Annotated in this window: 12 protein-coding genes and 1 pseudogene; 6 read left to right on the top strand and 7 right to left on the bottom strand. The window is 53.5% G+C overall.

The genetic code is table 11. The features are described 5' to 3' along the window. Window positions 1-82: 82 nt before the first annotated feature. From B5G10_RS11655 to B5G10_RS11630, 6 genes are all read left to right on the top strand, one after another. On the top strand, window positions 83-907 hold the full coding sequence (locus B5G10_RS11655; protein ID WP_087424909.1) for a lysophospholipid acyltransferase family protein: 825 nt from the start codon (window positions 83-85) through the stop codon (window positions 905-907). A 245-nt stretch (window positions 908-1,152) separates the two neighbouring features. Next, complete coding sequence (locus tag B5G10_RS11650; protein ID WP_087424908.1) at window positions 1,153-2,403, top strand: sigma-54 dependent transcriptional regulator; 1,251 nt, start codon at window positions 1,153-1,155, stop codon at window positions 2,401-2,403. A 16-nt stretch (window positions 2,404-2,419) separates the two neighbouring features. Then, the gene (locus B5G10_RS11645; protein WP_087424932.1) at window positions 2,420-2,920 is read left to right on the top strand and encodes an LptE family protein; all 501 of its coding nucleotides are present in this window, start codon (window positions 2,420-2,422) and stop codon (window positions 2,918-2,920) included. Between the two features lie 4 nt (window positions 2,921-2,924). Next, window positions 2,925-3,665: a hypothetical protein gene (locus B5G10_RS11640; RefSeq protein WP_087424907.1), complete on the top strand. Its 741-nt coding sequence runs from the start codon at window positions 2,925-2,927 to the stop codon at window positions 3,663-3,665. 6 nt (window positions 3,666-3,671) lie between these two features. Next, complete coding sequence (gene secG, locus B5G10_RS11635; protein WP_087424906.1) at window positions 3,672-4,088, top strand: preprotein translocase subunit SecG; 417 nt, start codon at window positions 3,672-3,674, stop codon at window positions 4,086-4,088. A 95-nt stretch (window positions 4,089-4,183) separates the two neighbouring features. Next, a complete protein-coding gene (locus B5G10_RS11630; protein WP_087424905.1) occupies window positions 4,184-5,065 on the top strand; it encodes a YwqG family protein in 882 nt (293 codons plus the stop codon). Between the two features lie 194 nt (window positions 5,066-5,259). On the opposite strand, the gene B5G10_RS11625 is transcribed toward B5G10_RS11630, so the two are convergent. The 7 genes and pseudogenes from B5G10_RS11625 to B5G10_RS11595 form a co-directional block, all read right to left on the bottom strand. After that, complete coding sequence (locus tag B5G10_RS11625; RefSeq protein WP_143241144.1) at window positions 5,260-6,090, bottom strand: hypothetical protein; 831 nt, start codon at window positions 6,088-6,090, stop codon at window positions 5,260-5,262. A gap of 366 nt (window positions 6,091-6,456) precedes the next feature. Further along, on the bottom strand, window positions 6,457-7,494 hold the full coding sequence (gene recA, locus B5G10_RS11620) for a recombinase RecA (RefSeq protein WP_087424903.1): 1,038 nt from the start codon (window positions 7,492-7,494) through the stop codon (window positions 6,457-6,459). A 20-nt stretch (window positions 7,495-7,514) separates the two neighbouring features. Further along, window positions 7,515-7,967 carry a thioredoxin-dependent thiol peroxidase gene (gene bcp / locus B5G10_RS11615; RefSeq protein WP_087424902.1) on the bottom strand — a complete coding sequence of 151 codons (453 nt, stop codon included), beginning with the start codon at window positions 7,965-7,967 and terminating at the stop codon, window positions 7,515-7,517. Between the two features lie 325 nt (window positions 7,968-8,292). Further along, window positions 8,293-9,396, bottom strand: coding sequence for an ABC transporter permease (locus B5G10_RS11610; RefSeq protein WP_087424901.1), 1,104 nt, complete (start codon window positions 9,394-9,396; stop codon window positions 8,293-8,295). Window positions 9,397-9,398: 2 nt separating this feature from the next. Then, entirely contained in the window at window positions 9,399-10,496 is a 1,098-nt protein-coding gene (locus tag B5G10_RS11605) for an ABC transporter permease (RefSeq protein WP_087424900.1), read from the bottom strand. 1 nt (window position 10,497) lies between these two features. Continuing rightward, window positions 10,498-11,226 (bottom strand): annotated as a pseudogene (locus tag B5G10_RS11600) (ABC transporter ATP-binding protein); the annotation flags it as partial. Between the two features lie 8 nt (window positions 11,227-11,234). Next, on the bottom strand, window positions 11,235-12,137 hold the full coding sequence (locus B5G10_RS11595) for an ABC transporter ATP-binding protein (RefSeq protein WP_087424898.1): 903 nt from the start codon (window positions 12,135-12,137) through the stop codon (window positions 11,235-11,237). Between the last annotated feature and the right edge of the window lie 100 nt (window positions 12,138-12,237).

Raw genomic sequence — 12,237 nt, 5'->3', positions numbered from 1 at the left:
ACTTTTGTGTATTACAATCGTTATTATCTTTATTTTTGTCCACGCAATTGAGAATTAAGATTTAACCGACATAAACTCAAAGATGAAAAGAAGCATATTAGATATCTCTGATTTACAAAATATTATACCACAATTAGACAACGAGCGAGGTGCAAAAATCCTCCAACGGCTAATCAAAATTTGTAAAATCGACGATATCAATGCACTGTACGGACGCCATTGCGACCTGCGAGAGGCCAGCTTTGTCAATGCCATTATCGACGATCTGGATATCACCTGCAAGATAGACAACGAAGAGCAGCTCGACCACCTGCCCGAAGGCTCGTTTGTGACCGTATCGAACCACCCTTTCGGAGCTCTCGACGGCGTCATCATCATCAAACTGATTGCCGCACGTCGCCCCGACTATAAAGTGATGGTCAACTGGATACTCAACTACATCCAGGCCATGTCCGACAACTTCATCGCTGTCGATCCCTACTCCAACCCCGACCGCCGCTACGTCTCCCTGAACGGGATACGCGAGGCCCTCATGCAAGCCAAGACCGGCCATCCGCTCGGGTTCTTCCCCGCAGGAGCCGTGTCGCGCCTCAAATGGAATCTTAAAATCGAAGACCGGGAGTGGCAACCCAACATCATACGGCTCATCCAACAGATAAAGAAGCCCGTGCTTCCCGTCTATTTCCACGGCCACAACTCCCTGCTGTATAATCTGCTGGGCCTCATCAGCTGGAAATTGAGAGCCATGCGCCTGCCGGCCGAGGTATTCAAGAAGGAACACCAGACCATACACCTCTCGGTGGGCAACGTCATCTCGCCCGAAACCCTGGCACAGTATCGCACCACCGAAGAGCTGGGTTCTTTCCTGCGACAAGAGACCTATAAGTTGAGAAAACTTAAAAAATAACATTCAAAAGGGAGTCAGTCTGCTACTATTCCTTTATTTTGCTTATCTTTGGGGGAGATAGGAGAGAGACGAGGATAAAAATATCTGAAACCCGTTTCGACATTTTATTCTCCACACACTTTCACTGTCTTTATCCTTGGAGAAGACAGGAGGCGGTTCGGCATAGTAAAAGTTAGGAACTTCGTTTCCCCTTTTCCTCTGCGCTCACCTTTCACTATCTTTGTAACCATAATTATTCAAGAGTCATGATTCCCGCAGAAGTACAGCAAACCAAACAGCGATTTGGCATCATAGGAAACGCCCCGGGCCTGATACGGGCCATCACCCGGGCCCTGCAAATCGCCCCCATCGATCTGGCCGTGCTCATCACCGGCGAGAGCGGTGCCGGCAAAGAGTTCTTCCCGCAGATTATCCATGCCAACAGCTCCCGCAAACACGGGAAATACATTGCCGTCAACTGCGGTGCCATACCCGAGGGGACCATCGACTCCGAGCTCTTCGGTCACGAAAAGGGAGCCTTCACCGGCGCTCTCTCGGCCCGCAAGGGATACTTCGAAGAGGCCGATGGCGGAACCATCTTCCTCGACGAGGTGGGCGAATTGCCCCTCACCACCCAGGCCCGTCTGCTGCGTGTACTCGAGAGCGGCGAGTTTCTCAAGGTGGGCTCATCGACCGTATTGAAAACCAACGTCCGAATCGTAGCCGCCACCAACCTCGACATGGTCAAAGCCGTGTCGGAGGGCAAATTCCGCGAAGACCTCTATTACCGCCTCAGCACCATACACATCGAGATTCCGCCCCTGCGCGAGCGGGCCGAAGACATACTCCTGCTCTTCCGCAAATTCTCGACCGACTTTGCCGAGCGGTACCGCATGCCGGTAATCCAGCTCACCGACGATGCCCGCAACGTGCTGCTCAACTACCGCTGGCCGGGCAATGTGCGCCAGCTGAAAAACATTACCGAGCAAATCTCTATCTTCGAGACCAACCGCGAGGTCGATGGCGCCACCCTGCAAGCCTATCTGCCCCAATACAACATAGAAAAACTGCCTACCCGATCGGCCCCGAGCGAGCAAGACCGCACCTTCTTCGAGAAGGAGCGCAAGATGCTCTACAAAACACTTTTCGAGATGCAGAAGGAGTTGGCCGACCTGCACGCCAAAGTCGAGGAACTCACCAAAGGGGCACAAACAGCCTCGTTCGCTCCACAGCCCCAACCCATAGCCGTGCCCCACTCGATGGCCCTCACGACCATCCCCACGGCCGTACCCGTGCATGTGCCTACTTCCAAAGGCAAAACCATTGCCGAGACCGAGGGCGAAGTGATTCCCAACGAGGCCGTAGAACTGCAACCCACCACGCTCGAAGATACCGAAAAAGAGACCATCCGCAAGGCACTCATTCGCAACCACGGGAAGCGAAAAAAAACTGCCGAGGAGTTGAAAATCTCAGAACGGACCCTCTATCGCAAAATCAAAGAATACAACCTCGAATAAGCACAACACCATGCCTATGAAACGTTTTGTCGCCATACTGCTCGTCGCTCTCACCTCTTGCAGCATCTCCTACAAGTTCAACGGAGCCTCGATCAACTACGCAACCACCAAAACCATCTCGATTTCCAACTTCCCCATCAAGGCAGCCCTGGTCTATCCCCCGCTCGAAGAGCTCTTCACCAACTCGCTGAAGAACGCCTATACGCGCCAGACCCGTCTGCAAATCGTCAATAGTGGCGGCGACCTGCAACTCGAGGGCGAGATAACCAACTACGACCTCACCCCCCAGGCCGTGACCGAGAATGCCTACGCCTCGCAAACGCGGCTCACCATTACCGTGAGGATACGTTTCACCAACACCAAAGACCCTCAATACAGCATCGAAAACCAATCCTTCTCGGGGTACAAAGACTTCTCGAGCACCCAGATGCTGACCGATGTTCAGGATGAGTTGATACAGCAAATCACCGACGAGCTGGTAGATCAGATTTTCAATGCAACCGTAGCCAACTGGTAAAGCCATGATTTCACGCGAACAAATACGCAATCTGCTGAATGGGGTCTGCGACCAACCCATCGCCCGAGCCGACGCCGACCAAATGGCCGCCGACTATCCCTACTTTACCATTCCGCAACTGCTCTATCTGCGATATACGCCCGGCACCCTGCCCGACGAGCCGCGCATCCAGCAGGCGCTGCTCCATGCCAGCCCCGGCGAACACCTCGAGACTGTGCTCGGTATCGATAAGGAATCTTTTGCCGACCTTTATCCCAAGGCTCCCCACACCGATACCACCATGCAGGCCATCGACCTCTTCCTGGGAACCTACCAAAAGGGAGGAAAACTGCCTACCGAGGAGAGCCTCGAGAAGCTCATCTCGGGCAACATCATCGCTCAAACCGACTACATGAGCATGTTGCACGACAGCGACACGGCCGAGCCCGCCGAAACCCCTTCGCAACCGACAGCCGAGGCCAAAACCTCACCCAGCCGCAAAAGCGAACAACCTGTTGCACAAGCTCCTGCCCGCAAAAGCCCGACCGAGCGGGAAAATACGGCCACGACACCATCTCCCGAACCCGCTGCCGACGACACCTTCTTCACCGAAAGTCTGGCAAAAATCTACATCAAACAGCGCAGATATGAAAAAGCTTTGCAAATAATTAAAAAATTAAGTTTGAAATATCCAGAAAAAAATATTTACTTTGCAGACCAAATAAGATTTTTGGAGAAATTGATTATTAACATAAAAACAGAATAACAGAAAATGTCAGTAGTATTAACCGTTTTTATCATCTTGGCTTCGTTGCTGATGATAGGCATCGTATTGGTACAGAAATCCAAAGGAGGAGGTCTGGCCTCTAATTTCGCCTCCTCCAACCAGATTATGGGTGTTCGCAAAACAACCGACTTCGTAGAAAAAGCCACTTGGACACTCGCCATCGTAATCATGGTTTTAAGCATAGCCACTGTATTTGTATCGCACAACAGTCAGGCAACCTCGGGTTCGGAAATCAAAGACGTCGTAAATACCGAAGCTCCTGCTGCTCTTCCCGGATTCGAAACTTCGGCCACCGGTAACAGCAACGCCGCCGCTCCTGCTCAAGACGCAGCCACACAACAGGCTCCTGCACAGGAAACTCCGGCTCAACAGGCTCCCGCACAGGAAACCCCGGCCAAATAATTACGAAACTTACACCTAATCTTTATACCAATGCCCGAACCTACTATGCGTAAGTTCGGGCATTTGTGTCTCAACCTATAATCAACATCTTCACCATGGACGACACCAAAAGCTTCTGGAATCTATTCAGGCGACATCGGGACACCCGCCAACCCTCCCCCGAGAACGACAAGGAACGCTCCTTGAGAGAGCAACTCGACACGATGGCCCGCAACGGCATCTTCTTCGACTTCGACTCCAAAAACAAGATTTCGCCCTTGCAATCCAAATTCGGCGGACAACCGGCACTGCCCCCCAAATGGAAATGGCCCCACTACACCACCGAACTCGGCCAGGAGATGGCTTTGACTTTCCTCCTGCAAATCAACTGTGAAGAGCTGGCCCCCTATGATACCGACAACCTGCTGCCTCACGAAGGGATGTTCTACCTCTTCTACGACCACATAAACCAACCGTGGCTCAACGGCAAAGGTGCCAAACTGCTCTACACCCCTACTCCCGCAGCCGAGTTGTGTGTGGTCGAATTTCCCGACGACCTCACCGACGCCCAACGACTGCACGAGATGGGTCTCAAGTTCTACAACCAACGCACCGCTCCCGACTGGGACGACTACTACAGCCTCACGGGCTATGACCAAAATGCCCATGCCTATACCGACTGGGACCTTATCGAACAACGCTTGGGCAGCTGGGGATACCCCAGCGTCGAATCGGCCGGGCGCATGCTGGGATATGCCTCGCTCATCCAGAACGGTATTGCCGAAGCCTGCGAATCGAGAGCCCGTGGCGAAAAGCCCGACAGTTACAGCACCGAGTCGGCCCGCGAATGGATACTGCTGCTGCAACTCAACAGCATCGAGGAGCCAGAGGTCGATATCTCTTTTGGCGACTGCGGCAGCCTCTACTTCTACATCAGGCGGCACGATCTGGAACACCGTGACTTCAGTCAGATACAGTTTGAATTGCAATGCTATTGACCTCACACAGCGATTATCCTCCGGCTTACGGCTATGACACGCCTGTATCCGATACGCCTCACACTCGCCTCTAAAAATTGTGCCCGATGGTAAACATCCACCGGGCACACCCACTGTGTAACACAAATAATTATGGTATCGAGTCTCATCGCAGCCCAACACAGATTCGACAAGACTACCAATCTTGGCCTACATTACTCCTCCTGAACCTCCCAACCGGATCCTATAAATTTCACAAATTTGGCAGCCGATTTAACACGATCGCCCTCGGTCACCCCATTCAGGATGCGACCAAACGGAGTCACGTCGCTGTGTTCATAGATATACACACAAGAGGCCAACCCCTGCTTCTCCTGTTCTTCGGGACAATAGATTTTCTGTATCTTCACAATCTTGTTATTGTGCGACAAGAGGTAATACTCTTCGGAGTGAACCTTGGCAAGAGCTCTCTCATAATCACTGGCTGCAGCCGATACACTTGTTCCGGAAGACGACGAACTACGCGACGACAAGCTGCTCGACGACGAATTATCTATATCGGAGGGTATCTCAAGTTCAGCTTCTACCGCCGGGGTAATGCTGTTCAGGTCGTCACCGGGAGCTACGCTATCCTCGGGATAAGCCACCTCTTTCACCTCTACCTCCATATCTTTATCGACAATCTCGGTCACAGGATCACTCACGATATACTTCTTTCCCTCTTCGGTGAGATTTACAGTTACAAAATAATGATTATACTGGCGGGTGTACCAACCTTGCCGAGTCTCGATAATCAAATCGACCTTGTAGTCAATCACACCGGCAGCGGCCAATTTCTTCAGGGCAAAACGAGAATCCTCGTCATTCTCTTCGTAGTAACCTGTCACCAATCTCACCACTTGGCTACTATCCTGAAACATAACCAGCTGGTCCTCCAATGCACTTTTGGCACTGCTTTTCGACAAGGCATCACCTCCACAAGAAGCGAGCATGAGTCCACAGATTCCCATCAGGGAACCCATCACGATTTTAGATGTTTTTCTCATAACGAAACTAATGAATTAAGAATTAAGTTTATACCTACAAACAGCTACTGTTTGCATCTTATCGTTACTCTCATTGCAGTCAAGATTTTTAACGTATCCAGAACACGATACATCCTTTGCATCGATTTCAGTCCCCTTTCTATTCAACGTTACCACTATCCAGCACAATTGGGTAGTACATAACTGCGATTGATATGACAAAGTTAGGATAAAACTTCAAATAGCCTACAAAATTCGGCAAGAAAATATAAAAAACATAAAAAGATTATCCTCAAAGGTTCACCCTCTGCATAAAAGCAACGAGAGCAAACCTCTGGAATATAAAGGTTTGCCCTCGTTGTATGAATGTGTATAATCGATTGACGCTTACTTGGAAGGTTTCAAGGCCTCCATGATAGCGGCTTCGAGTTCGTCGGCCAGTTCGGGATTGTCTTCAACGCACTTCTTGGCGGCATCGCGACCCTGCCCCAGCTTGGTATCGCCATAGCTGAACCACGAACCGCTCTTTTTGATGATGCCTTTATCGACACCCAGGTCGATAATCTCGCCCGAACGCGAGATACCCTCGCCAAACATGATATCGAACTCGGCTTTGCGGAAGGGAGGTGCCACCTTGTTTTTCACCACCTTCACGCGGGTTTGGTTACCAATCACCTCGTCGCCGTCCTTGAGCTGGCTGATGCGGCGGATATCGAGACGTACCGAAGCGTAGAACTTCAAGGCGTTACCACCCGTCGTGGTCTCGGGGTTGCCAAACATCACCCCAATCTTGTCGCGCAACTGGTTGATGAAGATGCAGGTTGTGTTGGTCTTGCTGATGGTAGCCGTGAGTTTACGCAGGGCCTGCGACATGAGTCGGGCCTGCAAACCCATCTTCGAGTCACCCATGTCGCCCTCGAGCTCGGCCTTCGGCGTAAGGGCCGCTACCGAGTCGATAACCACGATATCGACAGCCGACGAACGTATCAACTGATCGGCAATCTCGAGAGCCTGCTCCCCGCTGTCGGGTTGCGAGATCCACAGGTTCTCCACATCGACACCCAACTTCTCGGCATAGAAGCGGTCGAAGGCATGCTCGGCATCGATAATGGCGGCAATACCACCCGCCTTTTGGGCCTCGGCAATGGCATGGATAGCCAGCGTGGTTTTACCCGACGATTCGGGACCGTAAATCTCGATGATACGTCCGCGCGGATAACCACCCACACCCAGCGCCGCATTCAGCGCAATAGAGCCGGTGGGAATCACGGCCACCTCCTCGACCGAGTCGTCGCCCAGTTTCATGATGGCGCCACGGCCGTAGCTCTTTTCGATTTTATCCATGGCCGCCTGCAAGGCTTTCAGTTTCTCCGACGGCACCGGCACCCGCTTTCCGGCACCGGCAGTAGCTTGTTGTTCTTCCATAATCGTTCCTATTTTTTTATTTACTTTTTCAAAATCTGTGCGGCGTGGTTCTTGGTATCGACCTTCTCGATTACATCGGCAATCACACCGTTCTCGTCGATAATAAAGGTGGTGCGCACGGTACCCATGTAGGTGCGGCCCGCCATCTTCTTCTCACGCCATACCCCAAAGGCCTCGTTCAGCGTCAGCGCCGTGTCGGCAATCAGCGGGAAGGGCAACGCCTGTTTCTCGATAAACTTCACATGCGAAGCCTCGCTGTCTTTGCTCACCCCCACCACAGCATAACCGGCTGCTTGAAGGTTGGCATAGTTGTCGCGCAGGTTGCATGCCTCGGCCGTACAGCCGGGGGTGTTGTCCTTGGGATAAAAATAAAGTACCAGCTTGCGACCGGCGAAGTCGCTCAAACGTATCTCTTTGCCCGATTGGTCCACGCCCAATACTTCGGGGGCTTTATCTCCTGGTTTCAGTGCCATAGCTTTATAAGTTAACAGTTATACAAACAAGTAAAAAACGAGTCATACTCGGTTTCTGTGGCAGCCCTTGCCGGGCCGCATCTTATCTTCTCCAAAGATAATGATTTTTCCCCACTGCAAAAAACCGATACCGAAATATCCGTTTCCGCTTCGGATATGACAAAGATAGCACAATACCTGCGCATAAAATATACACATGTATGTTAATAAAAATTTATATCGAATTTTTCCGCTTGACTCCTCAACGTCCAACTTTTCCTATGTGCCCAACATCCCCCACACATATCGACTCCCCGAGAAAACTGTTTTCTGCACCTCCCTCTCCTCACGACTGCTTCTTGTAGGTGAGGGCCGCCATGGCGTTGAAGAGCCCGGCATAACCCACCAGGGCGAGGTACTGCGGCCACAACTCCACGAGCGAGGCTCCTTTGAGATAGACGGCCCGCATCACCTCGACAAAGTAACGGGGCGGCAACAGATAGGTGATGTAGCGTGCCCAGGCAGGCATCGACTCGATGGGGGTGAGCAGCCCGCTCATGAGCACGAAAATCATGATGAAGAAGAACATCACAAACATGGTTTGCTGCATGGTCGAGGAGCGGTTGGCGATGATGATACCCAACCCCGACATGGTGAGGATAAAAAAGAGAGCTGCCAGATAGACCCAGCCAATCGACCCGGCCGGAGTGAGCCCATAGACCCACCAGGCCAGCAACATGGCAATGGTAAGCACTACGAATCCGATAATCCAGTAGGGTATGAGCTTGGCCAGCGTAAAGAGGAACCGGCTCACGGGGGTGACGTTGATCTGTTCGATGGTACCGAACTCCTTCTCACTCACCAGATTCAGCCCCGGCAGGAAACCACAGATGAGCACCAGCAGAATAATCATCAATGCCGGCACCATGAAATATTGATAGTTGAGCGTAGGATTGTAGCGATTCTGCACGACAAAGAGGTCGGCTGCCTCCACGGGCCCCTGCGCCTGCCGCAACTCGGCAAGTGCCTGCCGCACGATTTGGGTCATGTATTGCGAACCCAGCCCCCCTTTGAGGGCGTTGGTACCGTTCACATCGATGCCTATGCGGCGGGGCGAACTCCCGGCCAGGGAGCGTTCGAAATTCTCGGGGATGGAGAGTATCACATCGGCCTCGCCCGCCTCGAGCGACGCATAGGCCTCTTCGTAACTTTCGGTCACACTCTTGAGGCTGAAGTAGTCCGACGCACGCAACTTCTCCACGATGCGGCGAGAGGCTTCCGAATGGTCGTTATCGACCACCGATACCCCCACATGACGCACATCCATCGTCGCCACCCACGGGATAACCAGCATCACCAGCAGGGGGAAAAGTATCACCATCTTGGGCATGAAGGCATTCCGCATAAACTGGCGGAACTCTTTTTCCAGCAACACACGCAAGGTTCTCATCGTCATTCGAGTTTATCGTTAAACTTCTTCAAGGCTACAGCCACCAGGGCCACAGTCATGCCCAACAGGATAGCACTCTCTTGCCACACGGCGGCAAACGACTGCCCGCCAATCATCAGCTTGCGCACCGCCTCGATATACCACCGGGCCGGTACCACACACGAGAGCGCTTGCAAGATGCCGGGCATATTCTCGACCGGGAAAAGCATGCCCGAGAGCATAATCACCGGCAGCATGAGCAGCATGCCCGAGATGAGTATCGCCACCACCTGTGTGTGCGAGACCGTCGAGATAAAGAGACCCAACGCCAACGAGAGCACCAGATAGAGCAGCGAGAGTCCCACCAGCCCTACCATCGACCCCGACATGGGTACACCCAGTACATAGTGGGCCAGCAGCAGAATGGTTGCCAGAGCCAGGCACGAAAGCAGAAAGTAGGGTATCATCTTGGCCGAGATAATCCAGATAGGACGCACCGGCGACACGAGCAGCACCTCCATCGTGCCGCTCTCCTTCTCGCGCACAATCGAGACCGAGGTCATCATGGCACAAATGAGGATAAAGATGAGGCCCATGATGCCGGGCACGAAGTTATACGAGCTCTTCATCTGCGGGTTGTAGAGAATGCGCACGGCCGGAGCCGAACCGGCCGCCGTCGAACCGTCGGCCAGGAAAGCCCGTTGCAGATAAATCTGGCCGGTACCGGCATTGTTGGGATTCGAGGCATCGAGAATAAACTGCACCGCGACCTCATCGACAGCCCCAGCCGCAGCCCCTTCGACCAGGCGATCGTAATCGTCGGCAAAGACGACCACGGCCGTGGCCTGCCCGCTGCGCAACACCCGGTCGATGCGCGACTGGTCGATATAGCCCTTGAACAAGAAATAGGGATTGACACTCATGCGCTCGATCTGTTGCCGCACCGCCTCGGTGCGGTTGGGAGCCACAGCAAAGAAGGGGATGTTGTTCACCTCGGTCGAGATGGCAAACCCGAAGAGCAGCACCTGCACTACCGGCATGAGCAGCACGATGAGCATCGTGCGCCGGTCGCGCAGAATGTGCAGCGTCTCTTTCTTGACAAAATGTAAAAATCCACTCATATCACTCACTCCGTTTGGCTCCCCGGGCCAAGATTCTGAATACCTCGTCCATCGACTCGGCCCCATATTGTTTCTTCAATTCGGCCGGTGCTCCCAGCGCCTCGATTTTGCCATCGACCATAATCGACACCCGCGAGCAATACTCGGCCTCATCCATATAGTGCGTGGTGACAAAGACGGTGGTACCGCCCGATGCCGCCTCGTAAATCATCTCCCAGAACTGCCGGCGCGTCACCGGGTCAACCCCACCCGTAGGCTCGTCGAGAAAGACCACCTCGGGCCGGTGCAGCGTAGCTACCGAGAAGGCCAGCTTCTGTTTCCAACCCAGCGGCAGCGACCCCACCAGCGTGTTGGCCTCGTCCCTGAAGTGCAACCGGTTGAGCACCGACACCGTGCGTCGCAGCGTTTCGTAACGGCCCAAGCCATAGATGCCGGCATAGAGGCGTATGTTCTCGCGCACCGTAAGGTCGTCGTAGAGCGAGAACCGCTGGCTCATATACCCGATGTGCCGCTTGATCTGCTCGCCCTGCGTGCAGATATCGAAACCCGCCACCCGGCCACTGCCCGAGGTGGGATAGCTCAACCCGCACAGCATGCGCATGGCGGTAGTCTTGCCGGCACCGTTGGCACCCAGGAAACCGAATATCTCGCCCCGCTGCACCTCGAAAGTGATGTGATCGACGGCAGTAAAGTCGCCGAAACACTTGCACAAATCCTTTACCGATATGATTACGTCGCTCATTGTTGCATCAATTTCATAAATACATCTTCGATTCCGGCCTTCACCGGCTGTATCGTTACCCCGCCGAAACCCTGCTGGCGCAACTGCCGGGCAAAAGCTTCGGCATCGAACCCCGGAGCCACCACCAGATGATGGGCCGACCCGAAGGGATAGCACTCCTTCACCCCCTCGGCCTGCCGGGCCGCCAGCAGCAACCCATACATATCGTCGCCCGAGAGGGCATAGAGCGGCTCGTCAAACTGCGCCACAATACCGGCCGGGGTATCTATGCCCAACAGATGCCCGTTGTTGCACAGGGCAATGCGATCGCACCGGCACGCCTCGTCCATGTAGGGGGTAGAGACCAATATCGATATGCCCTGTCGTTTCAGGTCGAAAAGCATATCCCAGAACTCCCCGCGCGACACGGCATCGACTCCCGTCGTGGGCTCGTCGAGAAAGAGTACCGAGGGGCGATGTATAAGGGCACAGCACAGCGCCAGTTTCTGTTTCATTCCCCCCGACAACTTGCCGGCCCGCCGCTTGCTGAAAGGCTCGATTTGCCGGTAAATGGGGGCAATCAAATCGTAATTGTCCTTGACCTTCACGCCAAAGAGAGCGGCAAAGAAGTCGAGATTCTCGGCCACCGACAGGTCGGCGTAGAGCGAGAAGCGACCGGGCATATAGCCCACCCGCTTGCGTATCTCGCGGTATTGCGTCACGATGTCGAGCCCATCGACCACAGCACGCCCCTCATCGGGATCGAGCAGCGTGGTGAGCAGGCGGAAGAGCGTGGTCTTGCCGGCACCGTCGGGCCCGATGAGGCCAAAAAGTTCGCCCCGTCGCACCTCGAACGTGATGTTCTCAACCGCCGTAAGGGAACCATATCGTTTGGTGAGTCCCTGTATCTCCGCTTCCAATGCTGAATATCAGCAAGTTAAGAATTAAACGCCCATAAAAACGCCCATTTTTGGCTTTTGTGGGCGTTTTTATGTTTTCAAGCGTTTGATAGCGTATGTA

It is taken from the genome of Barnesiella sp. An55 (assembly GCF_002161555.1).
GTDB classification, from domain to species: domain Bacteria; phylum Bacteroidota; class Bacteroidia; order Bacteroidales; family Barnesiellaceae; genus Barnesiella; species Barnesiella merdipullorum.
This window is presented reverse-complemented; position numbering and strand designations above follow the sequence as displayed.